Origin of the sequence: Photobacterium sanctipauli, from assembly GCF_003026495.1 — a bacterium.
Lineage (GTDB): Bacteria > Pseudomonadota > Gammaproteobacteria > Enterobacterales > Vibrionaceae > Photobacterium > Photobacterium sanctipauli.
Genome location: NZ_PYMA01000005.1, coordinates 138,558 through 162,795, shown reverse-complemented (window position 1 = coordinate 162,795; position 24,238 = coordinate 138,558). Strand labels below are relative to the sequence as shown.

28 protein-coding genes are annotated in these 24,238 nt (G+C 44.4%); 13 read left to right on the top strand and 15 right to left on the bottom strand.

Going from position 1 to position 24,238, the window contains the following annotated elements; translation table 11 throughout:
- Window positions 1–34 precede the first annotated feature (34 nt).
- Window positions 35–1,417 (top strand): TldD/PmbA family protein, encoded by a 1,383-nt coding sequence (locus tag C9I98_RS10590; RefSeq protein ID WP_036831405.1) that lies wholly within the window; start codon window positions 35–37, stop codon window positions 1,415–1,417.
- On the top strand, window positions 1,417–2,760 hold the full coding sequence (locus tag C9I98_RS10585) for a TldD/PmbA family protein (protein ID WP_036831408.1): 1,344 nt from the start codon (window positions 1,417–1,419) through the stop codon (window positions 2,758–2,760). The genes C9I98_RS10590 and C9I98_RS10585 overlap by 1 nt, the downstream gene beginning before the upstream one ends.
- Window positions 2,761–3,507: 747 nt before the next feature.
- Here the strand turns inward: C9I98_RS10585 and C9I98_RS10580 are convergent.
- The 4 genes from C9I98_RS10580 to C9I98_RS10565 form a co-directional block, all read right to left on the bottom strand.
- Window positions 3,508–3,744 (bottom strand): hypothetical protein, encoded by a 237-nt coding sequence (locus C9I98_RS10580; protein ID WP_036831410.1) that lies wholly within the window; start codon window positions 3,742–3,744, stop codon window positions 3,508–3,510.
- Window positions 3,745–4,044: 300 nt separating this feature from the next.
- A complete protein-coding gene (locus C9I98_RS10575) occupies window positions 4,045–4,293 on the bottom strand; it encodes a hypothetical protein (protein WP_036826198.1) in 249 nt (82 codons plus the stop codon).
- A gap of 108 nt (window positions 4,294–4,401) precedes the next feature.
- Entirely contained in the window at window positions 4,402–4,866 is a 465-nt protein-coding gene (locus tag C9I98_RS10570; RefSeq protein ID WP_245907132.1) for a hypothetical protein, read from the bottom strand.
- A 60-nt stretch (window positions 4,867–4,926) separates the two neighbouring features.
- Window positions 4,927–5,382, bottom strand: a complete 456-nt coding sequence (locus C9I98_RS10565) for an acyl-CoA thioesterase (protein ID WP_036826195.1) — start codon at window positions 5,380–5,382, stop codon at window positions 4,927–4,929.
- 365 nt (window positions 5,383–5,747) lie between these two features.
- Here C9I98_RS10565 and C9I98_RS10560 point away from each other — a divergent pair, with 365 nt between their 5' ends.
- Window positions 5,748–6,833, top strand: coding sequence for a bZIP transcription factor (locus C9I98_RS10560; RefSeq protein ID WP_036826194.1), 1,086 nt, complete (start codon window positions 5,748–5,750; stop codon window positions 6,831–6,833).
- A gap of 62 nt (window positions 6,834–6,895) precedes the next feature.
- On the opposite strand, the gene C9I98_RS10555 is transcribed toward C9I98_RS10560, so the two are convergent.
- Both C9I98_RS10555 and C9I98_RS10550 read right to left on the bottom strand, forming a co-directional pair.
- Window positions 6,896–7,531, bottom strand: coding sequence for a DUF1349 domain-containing protein (locus C9I98_RS10555; protein ID WP_036826193.1), 636 nt, complete (start codon window positions 7,529–7,531; stop codon window positions 6,896–6,898).
- Complete coding sequence (locus tag C9I98_RS10550) at window positions 7,528–7,713, bottom strand: hypothetical protein (protein ID WP_146153876.1); 186 nt, start codon at window positions 7,711–7,713, stop codon at window positions 7,528–7,530. Before C9I98_RS10550 ends, C9I98_RS10555 begins: the two co-directional genes overlap by 4 nt.
- 173 nt (window positions 7,714–7,886) lie before the next feature.
- On the opposite strand from C9I98_RS10550, the gene C9I98_RS10545 reads away from it, so the two are divergent.
- Genes C9I98_RS10545 through C9I98_RS10535 form a run of 3 tightly spaced genes read left to right on the top strand, consistent with a single transcriptional unit; the run spans window position 7,887 to window position 10,506 of the window.
- Window positions 7,887–9,614, top strand: coding sequence for an SgrR family transcriptional regulator (locus C9I98_RS10545; RefSeq protein WP_245907131.1), 1,728 nt, complete (start codon window positions 7,887–7,889; stop codon window positions 9,612–9,614).
- A 37-nt stretch (window positions 9,615–9,651) separates the two neighbouring features.
- On the top strand, window positions 9,652–10,056 hold the full coding sequence (locus tag C9I98_RS10540; RefSeq protein ID WP_036831074.1) for a helix-turn-helix domain-containing protein: 405 nt from the start codon (window positions 9,652–9,654) through the stop codon (window positions 10,054–10,056).
- A gap of 60 nt (window positions 10,057–10,116) precedes the next feature.
- Complete coding sequence (locus tag C9I98_RS10535) at window positions 10,117–10,506, top strand: VOC family protein (RefSeq protein ID WP_036831076.1); 390 nt, start codon at window positions 10,117–10,119, stop codon at window positions 10,504–10,506.
- 111 nt (window positions 10,507–10,617) lie between these two features.
- On the opposite strand, the gene C9I98_RS10530 is transcribed toward C9I98_RS10535, so the two are convergent.
- Window positions 10,618–10,875, bottom strand: a complete 258-nt coding sequence (locus tag C9I98_RS10530) for a YjhX family toxin (RefSeq protein ID WP_036831077.1) — start codon at window positions 10,873–10,875, stop codon at window positions 10,618–10,620.
- A 198-nt stretch (window positions 10,876–11,073) separates the two neighbouring features.
- Here C9I98_RS10530 and C9I98_RS10525 point away from each other — a divergent pair, with 198 nt between their 5' ends.
- The 3 genes from C9I98_RS10525 (at window position 11,074) to C9I98_RS10515 (ending at window position 13,034) form a co-directional block, all read left to right on the top strand.
- Window positions 11,074–11,652, top strand: a complete 579-nt coding sequence (locus C9I98_RS10525) for a TetR/AcrR family transcriptional regulator (protein ID WP_036831078.1) — start codon at window positions 11,074–11,076, stop codon at window positions 11,650–11,652.
- Window positions 11,649–12,158, top strand: a complete 510-nt coding sequence (locus C9I98_RS10520) for a GNAT family N-acetyltransferase (protein ID WP_036831079.1) — start codon at window positions 11,649–11,651, stop codon at window positions 12,156–12,158. The genes C9I98_RS10525 and C9I98_RS10520 overlap by 4 nt, the downstream gene beginning before the upstream one ends.
- 192 nt (window positions 12,159–12,350) lie before the next feature.
- Window positions 12,351–13,034 carry a DUF1826 domain-containing protein gene (locus C9I98_RS10515; RefSeq protein WP_036831082.1) on the top strand — a complete coding sequence of 228 codons (684 nt, stop codon included), beginning with the start codon at window positions 12,351–12,353 and terminating at the stop codon, window positions 13,032–13,034.
- A gap of 142 nt (window positions 13,035–13,176) precedes the next feature.
- On the opposite strand, the gene C9I98_RS26820 is transcribed toward C9I98_RS10515, so the two are convergent.
- Entirely contained in the window at window positions 13,177–14,739 is a 1,563-nt protein-coding gene (locus C9I98_RS26820) for a ParB-like protein (protein ID WP_245907130.1), read from the bottom strand.
- 297 nt (window positions 14,740–15,036) lie between these two features.
- Here C9I98_RS26820 and C9I98_RS10505 point away from each other — a divergent pair, with 297 nt between their 5' ends.
- Both C9I98_RS10505 and C9I98_RS10500 read left to right on the top strand, forming a co-directional pair.
- Window positions 15,037–16,386, top strand: a complete 1,350-nt coding sequence (locus C9I98_RS10505) for a phospholipase D family protein (RefSeq protein ID WP_245907129.1) — start codon at window positions 15,037–15,039, stop codon at window positions 16,384–16,386.
- A gap of 135 nt (window positions 16,387–16,521) precedes the next feature.
- Window positions 16,522–18,081, top strand: coding sequence for a phospholipase D family protein (locus C9I98_RS10500; protein WP_245907128.1), 1,560 nt, complete (start codon window positions 16,522–16,524; stop codon window positions 18,079–18,081).
- 114 nt (window positions 18,082–18,195) lie between these two features.
- On the opposite strand, the gene C9I98_RS10495 is transcribed toward C9I98_RS10500, so the two are convergent.
- The 4 genes from C9I98_RS10495 to C9I98_RS10480 form a co-directional block, all read right to left on the bottom strand.
- The gene (locus C9I98_RS10495; RefSeq protein WP_036816761.1) at window positions 18,196–19,089 is read right to left on the bottom strand and encodes a 6-carboxytetrahydropterin synthase; all 894 of its coding nucleotides are present in this window, start codon (window positions 19,087–19,089) and stop codon (window positions 18,196–18,198) included.
- A gap of 79 nt (window positions 19,090–19,168) precedes the next feature.
- Window positions 19,169–19,858 (bottom strand): outer membrane beta-barrel protein, encoded by a 690-nt coding sequence (locus tag C9I98_RS10490; RefSeq protein ID WP_051901827.1) that lies wholly within the window; start codon window positions 19,856–19,858, stop codon window positions 19,169–19,171.
- A gap of 126 nt (window positions 19,859–19,984) precedes the next feature.
- Window positions 19,985–20,362 carry a SpoIIAA family protein gene (locus C9I98_RS10485; protein WP_036816759.1) on the bottom strand — a complete coding sequence of 126 codons (378 nt, stop codon included), beginning with the start codon at window positions 20,360–20,362 and terminating at the stop codon, window positions 19,985–19,987.
- A 98-nt stretch (window positions 20,363–20,460) separates the two neighbouring features.
- Complete coding sequence (locus C9I98_RS10480; protein ID WP_036816756.1) at window positions 20,461–20,913, bottom strand: methyltransferase family protein; 453 nt, start codon at window positions 20,911–20,913, stop codon at window positions 20,461–20,463.
- A gap of 119 nt (window positions 20,914–21,032) precedes the next feature.
- Between C9I98_RS10480 and C9I98_RS10475 the strand changes: the two genes are divergently transcribed.
- Complete coding sequence (locus tag C9I98_RS10475; RefSeq protein ID WP_036816766.1) at window positions 21,033–21,563, top strand: YgjP-like metallopeptidase domain-containing protein; 531 nt, start codon at window positions 21,033–21,035, stop codon at window positions 21,561–21,563.
- Window positions 21,564–21,658: 95 nt separating this feature from the next.
- Window positions 21,659–22,078 (top strand): DUF3010 family protein, encoded by a 420-nt coding sequence (locus tag C9I98_RS10470; RefSeq protein WP_107271947.1) that lies wholly within the window; start codon window positions 21,659–21,661, stop codon window positions 22,076–22,078.
- A gap of 78 nt (window positions 22,079–22,156) precedes the next feature.
- Here C9I98_RS10470 and C9I98_RS10465 read toward each other — a convergent pair whose 3' ends face one another.
- The 3 genes from C9I98_RS10465 to C9I98_RS10455 all read right to left on the bottom strand — a co-directional run bounded on the left by C9I98_RS10465 (window position 22,157) and on the right by C9I98_RS10455 (window position 24,186).
- A complete protein-coding gene (locus tag C9I98_RS10465) occupies window positions 22,157–22,777 on the bottom strand; it encodes a DsbA family protein (protein WP_036824968.1) in 621 nt (206 codons plus the stop codon).
- Window positions 22,778–22,856: 79 nt separating this feature from the next.
- Window positions 22,857–23,144, bottom strand: a complete 288-nt coding sequence (locus C9I98_RS10460; protein ID WP_036824964.1) for a nitrogenase-stabilizing/protective protein NifW — start codon at window positions 23,142–23,144, stop codon at window positions 22,857–22,859.
- A 130-nt stretch (window positions 23,145–23,274) separates the two neighbouring features.
- On the bottom strand, window positions 23,275–24,186 hold the full coding sequence (locus C9I98_RS10455) for a LysR family transcriptional regulator (RefSeq protein WP_107271946.1): 912 nt from the start codon (window positions 24,184–24,186) through the stop codon (window positions 23,275–23,277).
- Window positions 24,187–24,238: the final 52 nt, after the last annotated feature.

Genomic DNA, 24,238 nt, shown 5'->3' with positions numbered 1-24,238 from the left:
ACCCCGGTTTTACTCGATTACGCAAGGAGCAACTATGCTAAACCCTGCTACTGCACAAGCGGTCATCGATCACGCGCTGTTCCTCGGTGCGGATTTTGCCGAATTGTTCGTTGAGCATCATCAATCAAGCTCAGTTGAGCTGATTTCTGGTGATATCGATAAAGTAAACTCCGGCATCGATTTTGGTATCGGTGTTCGTCTATTCTTCGGTCATAAAGTACTTTATGGATACACCAACAGTACTGATGAAGAAGAGCTTAAACGCGTTACCAGCCTATTGGCAGCCAAAGACAAACGCGATCAAATTGCGACTGCGGGTAGCTTGAATCTTAGCCGCTACACCAGCAAGCACCAATGTCAGCTTCCTTTAAATCAAGGGGCTAACCTTGAGGCTAAAATTGCCTTCTTACGTCAAACCAACGAGGCGGCACGCAATGAAGATGAGAAGATCTCACAGTTCATTGGCCGTATTCTGCAGCGTGAACAGCAAGTAGAAATCTTCAACTCAACAGGGCTGCATATTGGCGACACCCGCCATTACACCCGCGTAGCAGCAACGGCCATCGCCCAGAACGGTAGCGAGCAGTCCACTGGCTTTGAAGCGCCAGGTGCACTGACAGGTTGGGAGTTTAATTCTCAGCTGAACGCTCAAGAGCTAGGCCAGAAAGTCGCTAAACAAGCCATGGTGAAATTGTTTGCGGAAAACTGCCCTTCAGGCGAGATGCCAGTGATCATTGGTAACGGTTTCGGTGGTGTTATTTTCCACGAAGCCTGTGGCCACCTTCTGGAAACAACGTCTGTTGCCAAAAAAGCCTCTGTCTTCCACGACAAGATGGGTGAAATGATTGCCAACCCAGTGGTTAACGCTGTCGATGATGGCACCATGAGCAATGAATGGGGCTCAATCAACATCGATGATGAAGGCATGGAGACCCAGCGCACCCAACTAATTAAAGACGGTAAGCTAACAAGCTTTATGGTTGACCACATGGGATCGCTGAAAACAGGTTATGCACCTACCGGCTCTGGCCGTCGCGAGTCATACAAGTACGCCCCAACCTCTCGTATGCGTAACACCTTTATCGAGCCTGGCGACAGTTCTCTCGACGAGATGATCGCAAGTGTCGAGCGCGGGATCTTCGCCAAGAAAATGGGCGGCGGCTCTGTTCAACCAGGTACCGGTGAATTTAACTTCGCAGTACAAGAAGCCTATCTGGTTGAGAATGGCAAAATTACCAAACCACTTAAGTCTGCAACGCTGATCAGCACAGGCCCGAAAGTATTGAAAGAAATTTCAATGGTCGGCAGTGACTTCGAATTGGCTGCCGGTATGTGTGGCTCAGTAAGTGGCTCTGTACCAACGACGGTTGGTCAGCCAGCGCTTAAAGTAGACAATATTCTTGTGGGAGGTAACTAATGGCCGATCAACAACAACTACAAAACGCTATCGATCAAGTACTTGATCGCGTCAAAGCCTCTGGTGCCGAAGCAGATGTTATCGCGAGCGGCAGCAACAACTTTTCCCTAAAAGCCAATGCGGGCGAGCTTGACGAGTACAAAGTAACGTCAGGCCAAGTCATTGGTGTACGTGTTATCAAAGATCAGCATATTGCGACCAGCTACTCTGAATCATTGGAGCCTGCCAGCCTGGATATGATGGTTGAGCATGCACTGCAAAACGCACTGTATACCAAGCAAGACGAGCATCAGACCATTAGCTGTGCGGGCAGCCAGCTGACGACAGAAAGCCCTGAAATCTACCAGCAAGATGATGCGACTGTTGACGACAAAATCGCATTGGCGCTCAAACTAGAGAGCGAAGTGGTTGCTAAGCCGAACGCTACCTCGGCACCATATAATGGCTTTGGTGAGTCTGACAGCCAGGTTATCCTTGCCAATACTCAAGGTACACGTTGCTACCACCAAGAGCGTTCTACCTATTGCTACGCCTACACGCTTTACGAGCAAGATGGCAAACAGTCAATGCATGGCGGCATGTCTTCGGGCCGACGTTTTGATCAACTCGACCCAAATTACTGTATCGAACACGGCTACGAAATGGCTAAAGCCCTGCTTGATGGTGAACCAATTACGACGGGAAGTTACAGTGTCATTTTTGAGCTGAGTTGTTTGAGCAGCCTATTTGGTGCGTTTGGCATGTGCCTTTCGGGCCAATCAGCCATGAAAGGCATCAACCCATGGCGCGATTCGGTCAACCACGTGGTGGCAAGCCCGCTACTAACGGTATCTGATCAAGCCTATGTTGAAGGCGGCTCCGCCATTAAAGCGTTTGACAGTGAAGGCTACGCAACCAAAGACACCATTCTGATTGGTGAAGGCAAACTGCAAAGCCTGCTCCACAACAGCCACACAGCGAGCTTCTTTGGCATTGAAAACACCGCCAACGCTTCTCGCTCTGCAAAAGGTGGCCTAGGCGTATCATCTCGTCACACAGTGATTGCGACGGGTACCAGCTCTGAAGCTGAAGCAACAGCAGGCGAGTACCTGGAACTTGTTGAACTACAAGGCGTGCATTCTGGTGCCGACGCTGTCAGCGGTGACTTCTCGTTTGGTGCAAGCGGCTTCTTGTGCCGTAATGGTAAGCGTGTTCAAGCTGTTCGTGGTATCACGGTTGCAGGTAACTTCTACCAGATGATCAAAGAGATTGACGCGGTGGGTAATACCCTAACCCACGATTACGAGCGTGACTTCTTTGCGCCGACTATACGCTTCAACAAACTGAGCATCGCGGGTAAATAACTGAAACGGATATAGTTCAATCGTTACCAAAGCAGTCTGATAATATTTACCAGACTGCTTTTTTTATGGCTTATTTAAATCGCAATGACAATCCCATTCAATATCTGGTCAAATATTTCGAAGGAAGTTAATCCATATTATCAATTTAACATTGTTATAAATAGATTATTCACAAGTGCCATAGAGCAAAAAAGAAAACAATGTAAATTGTACACCTATACCAAGGTAACTCTCTCCGACGTTTACCATTTGGTATAGCCCCTTAATATATTTTTATATAAAGGGGCGACTTCTTCATTGGAAACAACACTCTTGTTTAATAGTAAAACTGTTTTGCCGCGACATAGTCGCGGCTTTTTTTAATAACTCACACCCACGATAAAATTAGCATTCTCATGCAGGAAATATTGAGAAATGCAATTGCGCGGCCAACCGCATTATGTAATTTTAAATTTGCACTAATGGCAAATGATAGTCCCTAAACCATTTGTCGAGTGTATCGCCCCTTTCTGCTTTCCTCTTTTCCTGAAAGGGGCACTTGATCAATATGACTTAAAAATACCTTCATAATTTAGCATTTCATAAAAGAAAACGTTTCATCATGCAATTGTTAATCGCTGCGTTCAAGGTATCTTATAGTTATGCACACTGCTTACTAGCCTTGTTAACTTGTGCATTGCCCCTTTACTTTCCTCCTTGCTACCTAAGTAAAGGGGCACTCTCTTCACCTCAAAAGGCAAAATAGAACTAATGCTCGACGTCATTAAAATGTTGGCCTTTAATACACTCACGGCCAAGTGTAATAAATTGTCCTCTTTCTTTATTTGACGAATAAAAAAGAGCAAGCACCTTGTTCATTTCGCGGTTCAATAACCTTGCAATATCATCAAAATTTGGCGCACCCTCAATAATGTCAAATGAAACGATATCAATAGCCTCACTTGGGTGTTCAGCATCAACTACATCAGTGATAAGAATGATCATAACCTAGCCTTGTTTTGTTAGAAGCGCGCTGATGCTAAAGAGTGGTGCAAGCTATGAAAATAGCATTAGGTTTACTCTTATATTGCTATTTGCCTATTTTTTTAATGTTTCAGATAAAGTGGCTTAGATTCTTCTTCAATACCAATATGATGCGTTTTTCTATCCAAATCTAAGCCTGTTTTCAATTTAATTAAAAATTAAATTGAAAACAGGCTTAATCGTGCGTTCTAACTTCTCCATCATTGCCAACGACAACGATGAGGCATGGAGACCAGAGGAATGGAGACCATAAGTATTGCCTTAACCAATAGCCGTATCAGGATCAACTTCGCAGTAGGTCGTATTGCTTGCCCCACCGAGCTCAGGTTCCAGAAACTCACGAATCGCATCAATCGACTCTGCTTCCCACATACTCTGACAACAGGTTTTCCTTTCCACAAACAAAGTTGAATGCAAACGCAAACCTGTTGGCGGATGGGTTAACGCCCCACTCGCTTTTTGCCAGAACAGCTCAGGATCGGTGATATCGTGCTGAACAACAATAAACATGGCCTCTCCTTTTGGAACAACTCGATAAACATAGCGCTTATCATCATTATAGCCATGTTATTGATAAGTATACCAACTTACTTATATACCTAATAAGTCAAACAATGCTTAGCCTGATGATAAATCACGAAACGCCCGCAAGTACGCTTTCTCTGTTTCTATATACTCTAGGGCTTTCTTGGCTCGGTTCCATTCTGGGTAAATTGTTCTACGCTGCTCACTAAGCTCATCAATATAAGCTTGCTGCTCGGCGGTTGCTGGCGATTTAGACTTAATCCTCTCAACCTCAAACATCACATGTGCCTCATTGACCACCAACTCAGCGTAGCGTTTAAATTTAAATTTGGTCAGCGACGGCCACACTTCGTAATGCGCACTCAACAAGGCTTGTTCAATGGGCTGAATTTCATCACACATCACCTGATACCAGGCATAAGCCTGACCCAGCCGTTCGTACATCACACGCTCACGTTCGGTATAATAAATCGGCGTGGTTTTCTCATTGATCAGTTTGGAAATATCAGGCTCATCAACTGCGCTAATCGCCGCTTTTTGCTTATGACTGTGGCTCACCGGTATATGCAACCCTTGTCTGGTAGTGAATCATAAGAGTAATCAACAATAATGACTGTTTTATTGCACAGCATTCAAATCCTCCGCCAACTCAGGCTGTAACGCAATAATATGCTGCTTCACCGACTCACTAACGCCTGCCTTTCGATTTTTCTTGAAGTCAAACATCACCCCTTTCGCAGTCCCGATGGTAGAAATAGCCCCGAGCTTTTCGCTGTAGATGGCGTACTCCATTATGATGCGGTCATCTTGCATTTCCACAACTCGACTACCAACATGCAGTGTATCTGGGTAAGTAATTGGCAACTTGTAGCGGCAACTGGTCTCACTAAGTACCGGGCCCACTTGCGTGCGTGCCAGCTCTTCCATCATGCCAATATGAGAAAAATACTCTAACCGTGCGGTTTCAAAATAGCGGAAGTACACCACATTATTGACATGATTAAGTGCATCCATCTCACCCCATGCTACTGGAATTTGTGTTATCACTGGGTACCCGTCTAATAGATCCTTCATAGTCCTGTCCTTGTTAGGTTAGTTGGCATCAGAAAGTTCAAACAAGCGTTTAGCTTAGAGTAATTAACCTAGCTTCTTAATAACACTTTTACAACATTTGTTATTAAAAGCGGGATCTCGCCAGCCTTTATCTTCATCTATCTAGCACGTTAACAATGTCGAACTGAACAACATTTCTCCAGTTGTGACAGCGGCGTGTAAAATTTCAACGGAGAAGCATGAAAAGCCTTAATTTATAAGGGCTACAGCCTTGTTTTGAGGTATGCTTAGCCACCTTTTTTGAAGGGGTGGCAGCGAATAAAGTGATTTTTTGCCGCCCTGTATTTAAGCCTTAAGCCAATAGGCTTTCTGAACGACTATAACTTATGCTTTACAACGACAACCTACCAGTTCGCTACCCTAAGGGCGCATTTGCAATGTGGACGGTGTACAGTTTCACTGGCGCATCTATTCTTGCATCGATTATCTTTTCCTTGCTGCTATTTCTATCCATCGATGAAGATCCTGTCATGCAGATCTTGTTCGGTGGTTTGGCTGTTATCTTTGAACTCGGTAAATTCTTTGCCTGGTATGAGTTTGGGGAAAGACGCGCACGACGCAACTACATGGGGGCTTTCTCAGCATTTGGGTTCTATGCCGTACTCGCTGCTATTTCTATCGGTGGCTCTGTGGGCGGTATCAACAGTGCCACGAACCAAGCCCAAAGCCATGTAAATGTGCAGCAGAGCAAAATTAGCAGCTATAACATGCAGATTGATGCGATTGAAAAGCAAATCGAACTCAATAATGTTGCCGCAGAAAAATACATTCAGATGGAACGTATCGCCACTGGCGTTGCTCGCCTTCAGCGCGAAAACGATCAACTCCGTCAACAACAGCAAGAACTGGCGAAAGAACGTGATAGCCTGCCTGTCGTAAACCAAGGCTCTGTTATTGGTCTTATCGACAGCCTTGCCAAATCCCTACAGGTTCAAACCCAAACCGCTCAGCTGGGCCTTGTCATTTTCCTCTCGGTACTACTCGATTTCTTTGCGGCATTTTTTGTTGGTTTAATCGGTGAAGAATTACGTTTCCGTAACCAGTTCCGCCGTATGAACCCAATTACTATCGATGCCTTTAGTAATAACCACGAGCCTAAAGAGCCTGAGCTAATCACCGATCAAACTCAATCGGTACAGCCATCTACAGAACAACCTAACACTCAAACACGTACAGACATTGAATCTTCGGATAACGCAACCGCTGAGCCACAGCAGCCTAAGTCGCTTTATGAGCAGGCAATTGAAGCGCTAAGCACTAACCAAGTCAACTGTACAAAACGCGCGGTCACCCGGCACCTGAAAACCAGTAGCGACGAAGTCGATAAGATCTTCAAACAGTTCATGGAAGAAGGGATAGTCAGCAAAAAGCCAAACAACCATTATCAATGGCATGGGGTGGCTGAGAGCTAAAAATCATTGCCCCCCAAAATGACAAAACCGAGCATAACCTGCTCGGTTTTTTTAAGCTTAAGCTATGCCTCATCGTATGCGCCCCATCTACAAGACTCAAACTTAAACTCAGAAAATACTGCCTCAAAGGAAGACAGTAATGGGCTGCTGGCATAAACCCCGAAACGAATGGATTGTTTAGTTGGCAGTGGATTATAGGCGTTGCCCATTTCAACTGTTGTTTGCCCTAGTTTATGCATATGAAAAATACGCATCTGCATAAATGATTCCCCATCGAGTGAGTATTCGATTAAAAAATCAGGCCCTCTCCTGCTCAAACGATACCAAACAACTTCGGTTGGACAAATATCAACACTCGCCCAGTCAGAATAGCCAAAGTTCGTTACTACAGTGCCTAAACGTGAAATCGTATCTGTTTCATACTCAATCGATGCTTTAAACCAGTTATCGTTATTGATATAAACCAGTAACCCGCACTGATCGAACTGCTTTCTATAATCCATTCCTACTTTCAATGTGAAAGTAACATTATCTGAGTTTTCAATCAGTAACGCCGGCGCATTATCATTGCTAAGTCCAAAGAAAGAGCGCTGCCAAAAATCTGTAAACGGCTCTGTTGTTATTGTGACTTTGTCTTGATTGACAACATGCTGCTTTGGCTCATAGAGCCACCGAGCATCGCAAAAATTTATGCTCATTTTTTATTGGGTTCATCCTTATCCTGCTGATTCCAAGCGTAAACGTCTAAAAGCGATGACATATAAAGGATTGCTTCTTTTTCAATCAAATTGCGAGTTTTTACCAACCGAGCACGATAATGCGACGCTAATAATGACTGACCAGGCTTTAACCGAAGAACATTTTTGATTGCCTCGAACATAGTGACATCCTCATTAATGGTTACACGCTCATTATTCACGATAAACAGGAACACAAAAACAGAGAATATTCTCAACAGTCGTTCCGTGTTTTAAAGGTAACAGACCGTTTTTTTATCTTTTCAGCTGAATTACGATAAAATGCGGAAGCACTCAACATTAAATGGTACTGGTTTTGTCAAAAGATAAACTACTTCTTTACTATCTGCGCCTAGTTAAGCTGGGCATTAAGCAAGAAATCCTCATCGCTTTGCATGACGTGGCGGAGACGATGTTTACAAGTACCCGACACTGTCGAACCCTCTTAAAAGAGATGGAAAGTATTGGTTGGCTTGAATGGACACCAAAAGCGGGACGCAATCAACGATCCACTCTCCATCTAAGGTATAAGCCTGAAGAACTTAAGATCGCCCTCGCCAACCAAATGATTTCACATGGTAAATACGAGAAAGCGCTGGTACTTGTCGATAATGATCAGGCACTATTTGGTCAACTGTTGCAAAAGTCATCAGGAACGCGCCGACGGGAAGGACGATTGCATATTCAACTAACGTATCATCGTCAATTTTCAGAGCTCCTTCCCCACAAGCCACTGAGGAACAGTGAGCGCTTCTTACTACGTCAAGTCTACGCATGCTTAACCCAGTGTGATGAGAACGGCAATGTGACCCCTCAACTCGCCCATCACTGGCAATATGATGAAAATACCTACCAATGGCGGTTTTATATTCGACCACAGCTCTCTTTTCATGATGGCAGTGAGATCAGTGCAGACGAAATCGTTAAGCTATTTAGCTCATTAAAACAATTACCTAGATACAAAAAAGAGCTGTCGCATGTAAAAGGCATAACAGCTATCAATCCGTATTGTATAGCTTTTCAATTAGATCAGCCTGACCCCGGTTTTGCTGGGCTAATTGCCGATGTCAAATACTCGATTCAACCTACCTCTCAGCTCCAGTCGGCCAACGTGACAATTGGAAGCGGAGCGTTTCAAGTGCAAGAGCACAGCGAAAGCCGCCTACAACTACAAGCATTCGACAACTACTTTGCATGTCGCGCCATCGTTGAAACGGTAACTATTTGGCAAGTTCCTTTGCAGGAGGCTGATTCTTTTGGCAAAACTGAGCTGAAGGCAGATGCCTGTGTGAGTGATCAGCCTAGTTGCTCTCACTACCTATCAGTCCACAACGACAATGACATCATAGGAAGTCATCAATATACAAGAATTGAAGATGGTTGCTTGCTAATGCTATTCAACCACCGCTCACAGCTATTAAGGGCTCAGAGAAAATACGTAAGCCAAATCTTGAACCCTTCTCAACTAGTCAATTTTCAAATTGAAGCGATACCTGCTCGCAACTTAGTACCAAGTTGGATGAACACCTTAACCTCGCCAATATCGAAGCAGGCATTGCCGCCAACATTAGCAATTGGGCTATTCGAACATCCAGCATTAATTGGTTGTGCGAATTCCATGGCCGAAAAGCTCAAACGGTTTGGTATTGAATGCAATATCAATATCTATTCATTTGAAGCGTTCCATGCCATGGCCAGCGAAAATAGCCTTGCTGAAGATTTGATCCTGACGAGCCTGAACTTGGATGACAACCGACCAACTTCAGCCTTTCGGTGGTTACTCTCTAATGAGGTTTTACATCAAAGCCTAACAACAGAAAATAGCGATTGGTTAATCAATGAGCTAGTCACTGTTCGTCAAAATCACCCAGTAACAGAATACATGCAAGGGTTAGAGCCTATTGCGACGTCAATGATTAACGAACACTGGCTACTCCCCTTATACCATCACAGGCAGACGCTTCATTTTGAAGGTGTGTTAAAAGGTGTATCAATTACAGCTTGGGGGTGGCCTTCATTTTTGGATGTTTGGTCTGAGGACTAAAATAGGATTATAAACACAAGGTAAGAAGTTATAGCCGATGAAAACGCCCACAAAGACCTTCTATGAAAGAGAAATCGATCGCTTGTACAGTGAGCTACCACTGCAGCCTAAGCAATACATCTTGATAAGGCAATCCAAGGCTTTCATGGAGAAGTATTACTCAGATAACATTGAGCTAAACGACTTAGCCAAAGCAGCCTTTATGTCCCGCTTTCACTATGTACGAATATTCAAGCAAATGTATGGGCTAACGCCTAGAAGCTACCTAAAAGACTTGCGTATTTCGAAGGCCAAAACGCTACTGAGAGAAGGCAATTCCATTACAAAAACGTGTTTCGATGTGGGTTATGAAAGCTTAACAACCTTCTCCACTGTTTTCCGGAAATCTACAGGATACTCACCCAAAGCATTTCAAAAACTGCATAAAAGCAATCTGGAATAAGTTTTCGTTCGAAGCTTTAGCTATCTTTTACTTATTCCATAACAGTAAAGGCCCATATAAGTGATTAAAATCAGCTTAACCAGCGTTCCTGTCGATGATCAGGATAAAGCATTGAACTTCTACACCAATATTTTAGGGTTTATCAAGAAAGCAGAAGTCCCACTTGGCGAGCACAAGTGGTTAACTGTTGTCTCTCCACTGGAGCAATCAGGCGTTGAATTGCTCCTTGAACCGATGGCCTTCGAACCTGCAAAGCAATACCAAAGCGCCCTTAAGGAAGCCGGTATTCCTTGGACTTCATTTGCTGTCGACGACATCAAAAAAGAATACGAAAGGCTTTCAAACCTCGGTGTAAATTTTTCTATCACTCCCCGAGAAGCCGGCCCTGTGATGATAGCAGTACTCGATGATACCTGCGGGAACTACATCCAGTTGATGCAGGAGCTATAAGCCCTGGCAATCAAGCAACTATTGCACCTATACAGTGTCGTGACCAACCTAGAACTCATCCTTTGTGAGAAGGTGTCATCAATTTGGTAACTGTATAGGTGCCTGGCTTAGCTAGCGCTGCATCATTTGGGAACGGACAGAGCCGGCTCCCAATGGCGTTATCCGATAAGGCTGGCTATTTTTCGATCTGATTAATTTTTTGCTTTTTAAGCGTTTAAAGATAGCAATCGTACAATCAGACAAGACATGCCCTTCTCGGGTGTAGCAGATGATTTCATTAATTTTGCTACTTTCAATACGAGAGTAGTGAATCTCACCACCCAATGCGAGGACATGCAGCACACGCTGTTCATGCTTTGAAATATTCATTGGAGTTACTCCAAACTTACAATAATCCTTCCTAAAAATACTCACTGCGTTAAGCAAGAGTCATGGTTATATTTATTGCTCATTAGCCTAAAGAGGGCTATGAACATGCGGATAGTCGGGTCTCTAACAAAAACTCACCATAAATTTAAACAAATTAAACATACCGACCGGGCGGTATGTTTTTCATGAGTTAATCATATGGGTAAAAAACAACAAATTATTCAGGTAGCCATCGAGCTATTTGCTACACAAGGTTATGAAAAGACATCTATTTCTGCTATCTGCGCGCATGCTCACGTATCAAAGGGCGCAGTCTTCCACCATTTTAAAAACAAGGAAGAGCTACTTAGAGAAGTCTTCATTCATATGGCGGAGATCGTTAATGAGGTCGATGACAATGTCGACGCCATGACTGAAGGGCTATCAGCAAAAGAAAAGTTGATTAACCTTCTAGATCATATTTTTATGTCGATGGCCTTGCCTGAAAAGCAATTGTCTTACCAGTTTGAACTCCAGATCCTTTGCCAGTCTACGATGCGGGCGGTGCTGGAAGACTTAATTGAAGATAGATACCGGTTAATGATGGCATCTTTCCAGACAATTTTACGGGATATACCTTCTGCTGACGGTGTTGTGGACAGCCATATGTTAATCGCCGAGATAGACGGTATCGCTATCAATTATGTATTTGCTAAAGATGATTACCCACTTGAGGAAATCAAAAAACGATTCATCAACAAATACTTATTACTTCTAGGTTTTGAGAAAATAAAATGAAAACACCACACGAGATCCAATACGAAGCTTTTGCTGCTGCAGGCGGTCTTTATGATGAAAGGCATGCGAAACTGTATGCCAACTTTGCTGATGATTTAATCGAAGACGGCAGTTTTTCTATCGTTTATGAAGGCGTTGCACACGCTTGCTACACACCCATTACGATAGATGCAGCCCCACACCTTAAATGTTATGTCTTAGCTCCTTTGGCCGTGCTACCTGAGTACCAGGGGAAAGGTTATGCGACGAGACTGATGGAAGAAGCCGAGAAACAGCTGGATGCAGATGTGATCTTTGTGATGGGCGAACCATTCCACTATGGCAACCGTTACAACACACCGCACAAAGTACTGCCACCAGTCAGGACTCAAGCCCCATTGGAATGCTGGTTTGCTCGAGAATTAACTCAGGGTGCATTAGATGGTATTGGCGAATCTACCTCTAGCCTAACGGGCCCTTACGCCGAACCACTCATGTGGGGGCATCCAAGCGAACAAGTCAGCTAATACCTCTTCACAACATTGCCGCCATTATCAACGACATGTTATGACTGAAATTAACAGTTGGAATCAATCTTCAAGCCAACAGCCGAGCATAACCTGCTCGGCTTTTTATTTTCCCTCTAGAGTCACTGAGGTTGTTTTTCCTCCCACATAAAGCTATGTTATAACATAACAAGGGGTGCAAGAGGCTCAACAATGACTGCTGCTATAAAAGAACCACTTTCCTCAGATGACGATGTAGCACCTGAGTATTTAAACTTTTTCTCCTCAGGAAAACACCCGACGGTGCTGACCGACATCTATCAAGAACACACCAATATTGCTATTTGGCAGCGTTCATTTAATAAAGAGCTAAAAGAAGCGGTAAATCAGTTTATTGATGCCAATGAGACGTTTGAAAAATCGCTCACACTTTCCCCACAGAATGCGTTTGCCGAACTAGAACAAATGACGAAAGGCACAGCCCCTAAGGTACTTCTCGACAACATTGCAGAGCTTATAGACATGTTCTGCTGCTTGTTTGACCTTGAACGCGCTGGGTTACGTTTAGCCGTATTGAAAACCGCAATGTGCCCGCGTTTTCACACGGATAAAGTACCTTGCCGACTAGTCACAACCTACCATGGTATCGCTACAGAATGGCTCCCTAATCATGCGCTCAACCGCTCGAAACTCGGCCATGGGAGCAATGGTCGTCCAGATTCTGTCTCTGGTTTATATACGAAAGAAGCGGATATTCAGCAACTCACTTCTGGGGACGTCGCGCTACTTAAAGGGGAACGATGGGTTGGTAACGAAAACACGGGGCTTGTTCACCGCTCACCAACATTGCTGAATGATGAACGCCGATTATTGCTGACACTAGACTTCAGAGAATAAGATCATCTAATCAATCTAAATATCTACTACCTGTTAGTTATTAGGGCCTATACCATTCATCATGATTTGCATACACAAGAGGCGTGCTGTTTAGCACGCCTCTGTACTTTATAACACGGTTGTCATGCTACCTCTTGCTCAATCAACCCTGCTCGCTGTGGTACTCCATTGCTTGCTGCAAGACTTCTTGAGCAACAGGCGCTTCCTCATAGCCTTGGACTTCCATGCCACCGTCAGCACCTTTGTAGTTAGCAAACCACAGTTTAATAATGTCAGACACACCGCCGAATTCACTATCAAGTTGCTTCATTGAGGTAACATCTTGGAATGGTGAATCATTTGCAATTACAGCAATGAGCTTGTCGTCTTGCTCACCATCATCCAACATTTTCAGCACACCAATTAGACGTGCCTGCACAACCTCACCACGCGGTACAGCTTGACCTAGCACGATGACATCCAGCGGGTCCCCATCGCCACCCAACTCTTTCGGTAACGCTGTTTGAGGAATGGTACCGTAGTTACCAGGGTAGCCTAGGTAATTAACCACGCGTGGCTTACCTTTCTTAAACTCCCAGATCACCTGATTGGTATTCTCTTTGTTTAGTTCCCACTTAGCCGAAGTGCCTGTCGGGATTTCAACAATTGCGTTAATCATGCCTTCATTGTTCAACGCAGGCAACGCCATCAAGTCTTGCTTGGCTTCGATGCTGAACTCATCATTCGAAACAAACGCCTTACTATAGTTAACCGCCTTGTCGTAAGCTAACCCATTAAATGTTGAAGCTGTTTTGTAGCGCAGCATGTAATCTAGCTTGCTGTTTCGCTTAGCTGCTTTCTCCAAGCCAGCCTTATCGAACGACGTAAATTGTCCCATCTCTTCAACAGACTTGCCTGAACCACCCAAGTCTTTATCTTTAAGCGCTAGGATTGCTTGGCTGTTTGCTTCAATGGCAGCCAAATAACCCGGCATCGTTTTTAAGTCGAACTGGCTAATATCAATGTCTTCACGCAGTGACTTCGTCCAGTAGAACTCCAAGAATGGTACTGGTGATTTCGGCTTGTCCCAACCCACACCACGAGAGAAGTACATCAAGGCACGGTACTGGTCATTACCGAAGTGCTGTAATCCTAGTGATTGAGGCAGTTCTGAATAAGCAATGGCATTGCCTTCTTTATTAAATAGCCAAGTATTTTTATCTTCAATCATGGCTTGCCAGAAAGCATCCATAGATGGCAACTCACGATAATCTTTATCAACCACCACATTGATATTAAAGTCTGCCCCACCGCCATTCATATGCCAAAAAGTATTGAAGGTATGATGGCCGTCGGTGAGGTATAACTTGTTATCTGGTGCAATTACGACAGTTTTCATGTCACCTTTATGTGCACCGACTTCATCTTCGCACGCGAAGGTAGCAGCAATGTTTGGATGTGACGTTGCATCAAAGCTCTCTAAGCCCTTTTGCCCATTCGCTTCACACACTTCGTCAAATTGCTTTTTAACGTCATATTGGAAGCGACCAAGCTTATAGTAAACCTGATCATATCCGACAGAAGGCTGGGTTGGCTTAAGTTGATGCAAGGTGACATTCAATACATCCCCCTGCTCTACATTAGCGTAGTCTGCAGCCAAAACTGGTGTAGATAGAAGTAGTACAGCTGACGAAATGCCAAAAATTTTAAAGCGGTTCATAGTCATTAATTAGTCCATTATTAATATGCCCAATTAAACTAATAGACCTTTTTTACAGTTAAATGAAGATTTGTAAACAAAGCCTTGGGAGATTAAACTTTATCTCCTATCGATTTAAAGCAATTACCGGAAAATATGGGCACTTATTTCAAAGCACTTTTAGCCTTTCTTTTTATAACCAGTACCCTTTCCGGTTGTAGCGAAATACCAGAAGTTGAGAAAAAGACCAGCTATTCAATTCCCTTCAGCCAACAAACTGATTTAGCCGCTATGGTGCTTCCCTACACCCACGAGCACCCTGGTATGACCGGTTTTTACCCTTTAGTTGATGGACAAGAAGCCTTATGGGCGCGATTAGCAATTATTGAGTCGGCGCAAGAGAGTGTCGATCTACAGTATTATATTTACCGTGAAGACAATACGAGCTCACTACTCACTTATACCCTGTATCAGGCAGCAGAGCGTGGGGTGCGAGTAAGGGTATTGCTAGATGACTTCCAATCACGAGATGACCGTGGGCTTGCATCACTTTCGAGCCACCCGAACATTGAGATCCGGCTTTTTAACCCGTTCAATTACCGACGCTTTAGAGCGTTAGACATCTTCGATTTTGATCGCCTAAACCGCCGTATGCACAATAAGGCATTAGTGGTCGATGGGGCAATTGCCATCACGGGTGGGCGTAATATTGGTGACGAGTACTTTTCTGCCAATAACTCCGTCGACTTTGGTGACTTTGATATTCTGACGATTGGCTCTGTCGTGCCTGACATCTCAAATCAGTTCGATACTTATTGGAACAGCCAGCCTGCAACACCTATTGAGACCTTCATTAAAGACAAAGCCCCGCCTTCACCTGAAGTTATTGCAAGCTGGGAGCGCTCACTAAAAAGTGCTTTCAAAGGCACTAAGTACCTAAAGAAGTTTACTGACTTGCCTATCGCACAGCATGTTGCGAACCACACTTTGGATTTTTATTGGGGGTCAGCTACTCTCTTTTACGATCTCCCTTCTAAAATCTATTCGCCAAGTGATACCACGCTGTTGCTCCACGAGCTGGGTGAAACGCTAAAGCGAGTAGATTCAAAACTACTGTTGATTTCCCCTTATTTTGTTCCGACCGAGGCTGGCACGGCATCGTTGGTTAACGCCGCTAATCAGGGCCTTGAGATCATCATCATCACAAATTCTTTAGCATCAAACGATGTATTTGCAGTCCATGGTTGGTACTCTAAATACCGCAAAGACTTGCTCGCAGCTGGTATTAGGCTATACGAGGTTAAAATCGACCCAAGCCTGAAGAAACAGCGCTCATGGCTAGGCAGTTCGCGAACCAGCTTGCACGCCAAAACCTTTATTATTGATAAGAAAGAGGTCTTCGTGGGTTCGACTAATCTCGATCCACGCTCGGCCTACCTAAACACGGAAATGGGCGTGCTCATTCATGCCCCCGAATTTACAGACCTCATCTACAACAATTTCGAGTCTGCGCTAAAAAAAAGCACCTACCGGTTATCACTTAATGGTAGCGGTGAGATTGAATGGCATAACGATGTACAGGGCACGACCTATAATACCGAGCCAGATGCAAGTATATGGCTGAGATTAGGCGCATGGTTGGCAGGTATTTTCCCTATTGAAGATTGGCTATAGTGCCAATTCTTAATGACAGTTTTTCGCCTCTATTGGCTTTAACAACTAGCAATAAATATGGGGTATATTCGTTCGTTTAGTATTCATAACAAACATTTGTAAACAGCAACTTAGCACATTACACTTTGTGAATTAATGGAATTAAACGAACACCAAACTATGACGTTCCGATTTAAATCGATATTCACTTCACTGGTCATACTCACAAGCAGTGCACTTGTCGGCTGCAGCAGCACCGTCGACATATCAGCAGTAGAAAAAGCACCTAGCCATACAATCCCTTACGACAGCAACACTCAACTTGCCAAGCTCGCTTCTCCTTTTGTTGAAGCCAAGCCTGAATTGACAGGGTTTTACCCATTGGGGGATGGGCAAGAAGCGCTGATGGCAAGACTTGCCGTCATTCATACTGCGGAAAACAGCATCGACCTTCAATACTACATATACCGCAACGACAGCACGAGTTCATTATTGACTTATGCACTGTATCAGGCAGCCGAGCGTGGTGTCAGGGTACGGATTCTATTGGATGACATGCAGTCGCGTAATGACAACACCATGGCGTCACTATCCAGCCACCCAAATATTGATATCCGCCTATTCAATCCATTTGAAAACCGAGGTTTCAAAGCACTTGGCTTTATTGGTGACTTCGATCGGTTGAATCGCCGCATGCATAACAAAGCCATTATTGCCGACAATACCTTTGCTATCACCGGAGGCCGCAACATTGGGGATGAGTACTTCTCAGCCAACAGTGATGTCGACTTCGGTGATTTCGATATCCTTACCCTTGGTAAAGTCGTACCTGAAATCGCAGTGCAGTTTGATCTCTATTGGAATAGCGCCCCAGCAATACCTATCGAGGCAGTAGTAGAAGATATCACCCCGCCGTCTGATGAACTCGTGAAAGAATGGGAAGCAACATTAAGGGCAACGTTCGAGGGTTCAAGTTACACCGAGTCAATTTCAGAGCTGCCTCTGGTCAAGCGTATTATTAACCAATCTATCGACTTTTACTGGGCTGAGGCCGAACTCTATTACGATCCGCCGTCAAAAGTGTATGCGCCCGAAGAAAGCAATTTCCTCATGCATGAACTTGGCAGTGTGCTAGATAGAACCGAATCGGAGTTCCTTTTAATTTCACCGTATTTCGTGCCGACTGAAAAAGGGGCGGATGCACTCAGTCAGGCAGCCCAAGATGACATTGATGTCACTATCATCACCAACTCATTAGCATCAAATGACGTATTTGCGGTTCATGGGTGGTATGCCAAGTACCGCGAGCAGTTGCTGGAAGCTGGCGTCAAACTTTATGAGGTTAAAGTCGATCCTAGCGTGAAGAATAAACGCTCTTGGTTAGGCAGTTCTCGTACGAGCCTTCATGCTAAAACATTCATTATTGATAAGCAGGACGTATTCGTCGGTTCGTTTAACTTCGACCCACGCTCTGCCTATATCAATACAGAAATGGGGATATTGCTCCACTCGCCTGAGTTTGCAGAAGAAGTATACAAAGAAGCTGAATCTAACCTACGCCGAGATACCTACCGACTCTCACTGGATGAAGATGGCGATGTCGTTTGGCATAACGACTTATCTGGCGTCATATACAGCACCGAGCCAGATGCCAGCATTTGGCTACGAATGGGAGCTTGGTTTGCCAGTATCCTGCCCATCGAGGATCAGCTCTAACCCTCGTTGCTTTTTTCAGCCATAGCAAGCAACATCCGCAGTATTATAAAACAACAAAAAGCCCTTGTAACATGCACTACAAGGGCTTTTTAAACGTTAAATAATCAACTGTAGTTACTGTTTGCTTCCAGCAACCGTTGCCATGGCACCCTTACCAACGCCTTCATAGGCAAGGACATCAAGGGTCTTGCCTGCATCAACCAGCGGGCTCACCTGCTCGGCAATGTAATGTGCTAATAGCTCAACGGTTGTGTCAGTGTTTAGCATTTCCACGTCTGAACGCGCAATGGCCAGCTCAAACTCACCCTGTGGTGCCGTGTATTTAAAACCGTAGTGAAGCTCATCACTTAAGTTTTTTGCCTCGGCGCTTAAAGACAGGGCCGAAAGTGGGCATACGTCTTCATCACTGCCAAGATAAATATCGCTCCAGCGCTCAGCCCATTTTGCTTCAAGCTCACTGTCGCGCTTGCCATCAACCAACAGCTCAACCGGTGAGCGGTGACCATGGGCAATACGCTGGCAATTACCGTCGTGTTTCTTCAAACCGTGAGAATAATGGTAAAGCGCACCATCAATGTTTTCATAACGTAGCGTGATCTCTAGCCCCTGAACGTTCTCAGGTAACTTTCCTTCGAGCACTTTATAAACATGCTGAGTCACAGACTCAATAGTGACGGCTTCTGCATCAACAAAACAATATGCTTCATCAGGGCAATTCAAATGAATGCCTTTGTCAGCACGTAGCAAGTCAACCGTTGAATAACCGGGTTTACACGCAGCAATGCGAACAGCTTTACTCTGGCTTGGTACGATCAAACGATGATCAACGAATTCATCAACAATGTGCTTGATCTGCTTTTTGACTCGGCTGAAATCGAGCACCATGCTCATTTCATTTAACTCACCCGACATCACCACATCGAGAATCCAGCTCTCGCCTACCATGCCCCTTGTTTCACAAAGGTAAGAGGCATCGATGACGGTAAGATCTCTAACAAATAGCTTCAACGTGAAGTCCTTACTGATAATGGTTGTCGTTAAACTAGCAGGGCATTATACGCAGCTAAATGTGGGAGTAAACATCGAGTTAAAAACGGTATGTTGCACCTAGGAACATCGTCGTTAGCCCTTTTAGCTGAGACTCCACTTTAACACTATTGCCCTGACCATCACTGGTACTCCAGGTACGGCGATCCGACGGTAGTACAGTGTGCTTCACTCCAACTTCCAGCCCAAAGTCATCCATCACCTGCCAACCAAGACCAGCTTGAACACCAAATACATAACCGCTTACATCAGTACTGCCACCAGCATCAGATGTTGTTTCACCCGATGCATAACCGAAGTGCAAACCGGCAAAAGGAGTAATGCTCTTATCGTGGCGGTAGATATAATCGGCATTGATCAAGTGAAGTGAAACCTCATTATCAAACGCTGGTTGATCTTTGAAGGTAGATTCTGACTGATGGTATTCATAGCTATAGTAAATTCGGCTATTCCTTTTAGGGGTATAAATACCGAAATCTAAGCCAAACATTCCATCAAATTCTGATTCATCGGCATCAAGCACATTACCGTTAAGAGTGATACTGTCATCATGACCCAACAGGCTTGCACCACCACGTAAGCCAATAAAATATTGTGACTGAGGTGCGACTTCAACAACATCCGTCTCTTCTAGTTGATCAACCACTACTGATTCATCAACTTCGTCACACACAGCGGTAATTGGCAACATAAATAGCAGCGCACCAGCTGCAGTTATCCTTTTTATCATGGTTTTTAATACCTATCGGGCCGGTGCATAGCTAAAAAGGAGTTATCTAACCCGCTATGCCCTATCAATACAATAGGGCAATATTAATTCAGATTAATATTCAACACCATACAGAGGAAGGTTAAATTAGTCCCGGAGCCAAGCTATTGCATCCAATGGCTCATCGAAAAAGCGAACTTCACCAGAAACAAACCAGTCCCCGACTTTGCTCATTATTTCTTGCCAATGCTGATTGCCGTATATCGCGACTTTGTGAAATTTCTTTCCGTGCTTTAGACCCAGCTTTAGGTCATCCCAAGCAGCATGGAGATCCCAACCTTCAAAATCGGTACCATCGATGTAGATATCAACAATGGGGTTATCAATACCTTCTAAGGCATCATCAATGAGCGGGGTAATTTTTTCATAATCTTGGTGCTTGAGCGTGCCAATCGCCTTGAACTCCATGAACACCTTATCGTCGAGTTTATCGATTTCTACGTAAATGCCATGCACGTTACTCATTTGAGCACCTCACTGTTGCCAACCTAGCTTCAAAGCTAACACATGACACAAGTTTAGTTGTTCTTGCTTAAGTCACAGCAAATTGCTGCTTAACAGACCTAAATCCACCTTCTTACTTTATTACAATAATCGCGATATTCATCACCAAACATCGCCTCCAACACCTCTTCTTCAGGTTGGATTTGAAACATGGTGATAAAAAACACGAAGAGTACGATCGCAATAAACGCCGACAATGCCGCTAAGTAAATGAAGGCTGCCAATAAAAAGCACAACAACCCTAGATACATTGGGTTTCGGCTAATACTGAAAACACCTTTCGTCACAAGGTAGGAGGTCTTGTTCGGGTATCGAGGGTCAATGGTTGTTCGAACCCGTGCAAACGACATAACAGCCGCAAGACTAACCAAGGTTCCTAGCAATAAAAACAGTAATAACAGCATTCTCTGCCCAGGAAAGCTGAACTCAACCAATGGCCAATAAACCGAAAGCCCATACATCCCAGCAAGTGCGAGTAAAAAGATTAATGGTGGCGGCAACTTCATGTTCATATCAACCTCCAATGTACTCCTACCCTTTAAGCATACGACGACATGGGTAGGATTTGCGTGATCGCATCCAGGTCGATAAACTTTGCCCTCTACTATCGACTGTCACGACATCACTTATTATGCCATCTCAGCAATTAAAGTACCTTCAGGGCTACCCAGCAACCATTATCGAGCAGGTCGAGCACCTGATCGCGAATGATAAATTAAAAAGTTACCTACTAAATAAGTACCCAACTGCCCACAACATTCAATCTGAAAAGGCGCTCTATCAGTATGTGATGGAACTGAAGAACACTTACTTAAAGCAGTCGTCACCTATCAGCAAGGTGGCTTTTGATAGCAAGATCCATGTCGTGAATCATGCGCTAGGTTTGCACACCTTTGTTTCGCGTGCCCACGGTGGCAAGCTAAAGGCCAAAAATGAAATCCGTATTTCATCCATTTTCAAGCAAGCGCCACTTCCCCTGCTAAGGATGATTGCAGTGCATGAACTTGCTCATGTTCGTGAAAAAGAGCACAACAAAGCCTTCTACAAATTGTGCTGTCATATGGAGCCTAACTACCACCAGCTAGAGCTTGATATGCGCTTATTGCTCACCCAGATAGATAAAGACGGTTCGATTTACGAGGCAGCAGCACATTCGGGCTAAAGATAAGCAAATGCCTGCTAGGCTTGATTGAAAAATCTGACTTTTGCCTGCTTTTTCCTTACAATAGCGTGCTAACAAAATATTTAGGTGTATACATGAAAATTTGTGCTGTTGAGCTACGAAGCAACGAGGCAATCATCTGCCTTCTTACAAAAGAAAACGGTCTATTCGATATTCCAGAGTGCCGTTCACAAAAGTTCATCATGCAGGACATGCTAGATAACGAGCAAATGCGCAAATTCCAAGCAACATTTGCTAAGTTACTAGAAGACTACCAAGTTGATCGCGTTGTTATCCGTACTCGTGAAACTCGCGGTAAATTTGCAGGTAGCGCTATTGGCTTTAAACTTGAAGCCGCTATTCAGCTTATTGATGGTGTTGAAGTTGACTTCATGACCAACCAAGAAATCAAACAAAAAATGAAGCGCAACCCGCTGGGTATTGAATTCCGCGCAACTGGCCTACGTCAGTTCCAGGAAGCGGCATTTACCACTGGTTACGCTTACTTGTGCTAATTTTAGCGTCTTCATGACTACGATAAAGCCAGCATTTTGCTGGCTTTTTAATGCCTATAACCTTCCTTCCTGATTTGATTACTCAACCAACTTGAGTACCTTTGACACCGTGTCTTCGCCATCTTCATAGTTTACCTGTATTTCAGTCACTCGCTGCGATGACACCACAAATAAAGACGGGAAGCTGTTACCGCCAATTGAACGGGCAAAACCGATTTCACTTAATAAGTGTTGATGGCATTCATCTGAAAGAAAGTCAGACTCAAACTTTGTCATATCAAGCCCAATGGACTCAGCAAGCCCCAACAATATCGGGTTATCGCTAGGGTTCTTCGCGTCTAAATAATAAGCGTGTTGAATTTCATCCAACATTGGCTTTTCAGCCCCCTGCTCTCTTGCGGCTATAATCGCGCGACAAGCCGGATACGTCGAACGGCGCGGTGTGTTTTGCTGCCAAAAATCGTAATTAAACGAGGTTCCTAGGTAATTTTCAATTTTCTGCCAATATGCGGTAATCTGATGCTGCATCGCCTCCGGCATTGGCACATCACTATCCGGCGCTAAGCCACCAAGCACATACTGAATTTCAACCTTTTCAGACAGCCGTTCCTCAACCTGCTTCCAGATTGGCTTATAGCCCCAACACCATGAACACATAGGGTCATAAACGTAGTATAAAGTTGGCTTTTCCATTCTCATTGACATTCCTTGGCATTAATTCTTTAAATGTAATACCACAAAGGAAAGCCTAATCAAACACTTCATCCCCCCATACTTGTTAGCGCCGCTGACATGAAGTACATCCCCGGCAGGCTGAGCGGGTGTGGCGGTCTAACAAGCTCCGTTGCACCTTGCAATAGGCATTTTTCAACGCCCGGCGGCCGGAGAACCAACAGTCAGGTTTTGCCATTATCAAATAACCATTAAAGCGCTTAACCAACTCTGTTCGGTTAGCAGCAATAAACCGACTGTCATAGCCAATTTCAAAGTAATCAAGGGCTTGCTCAATGGATGTGAAACTCGCAATAGTTTCCATTAGGGCGTTATGGTCGTTGCTGTTGCTCATCTTCTGCTAGTAAGGTGTCGATTAAATAGAAAAGTTAGGGATTAATATTCACACTCAGTGTAATGGACCAATCGCGACCCAGTTTTGATATGGCACGTGTTTTATGCGGTTACTATCGCCCAACTATAAATCACTTAGCTTGCCAAACAGGTAGATCACCAATTTTCTCAACAAGAAAATCAATGAACACCCGCACCTTAGCGCTTAACGCATTGGCTTTCGGGTATACCAACCAAATCGCACTTTGATCCTCAATTTCGTAATTGGGCAATACTCTTTGTAAAGTGCCATCTTTTAACTCTTGGTGAATGCTCCAGTAGGCATTCATTGATATTCCCGCACCCGCAAGCGTTGCCACCTTCATACTGGTGCCGTCATCGCATATCACCCGAGCCTTAGAATTAAGCGGAGGGAAACGGCAAGTCAGGCTTTGATTGCTTGCAACCAGCTTCCTTCCTTGTCCCTCTTTGAACACAATCATCTGGTGGGTATTTAAGTCTGCGGGGTGTTTGGGCATACCATACTTTTGCAAATAACCGGGGGATGCACACAATATCCGTTTATCATCGGCCAATTTACGGGCTCTAAGATCGCTATCTTGAATAGCACTATTGCGTAGGGCTAAATCGATACCACTTTCAATTAAATTCAATTGACGATCACTTAATTTCAGCTCTAACTCGACCAATGGATAGCGCTCAAGAAACTCTGGCAATATAGGTGCAACATAAAGCTGAGCAAAAGTGCTGGGGGCCGCAAAGCGTAAAACACCTCTGACTTCGCCTGTGTCTCGCCCGATGGCTGCAAGCGCTGCATCTTGCTGAAGTAAGATTTCTTTGGCAAAGGGTAAAAACCGCTCTCCTTCTGTAGAGAGTGCCACTTTTCTTGTCGAGCGATGAACAAGATCGACACCTAACTGCTTTTCAAGCTTTGCCAGTCGAGTTGATGCTATAGCCGGAGCTAAACCGAGTAAACGGCCCGCAGCACTAATGTTCAGTATCTCAGCGACTTTAACAAACAGGCGCAAACTTTCCGTATCCATATCCCGACTACACCTTTACTACAACATCACGCGTTAGGCACTTACACCACAA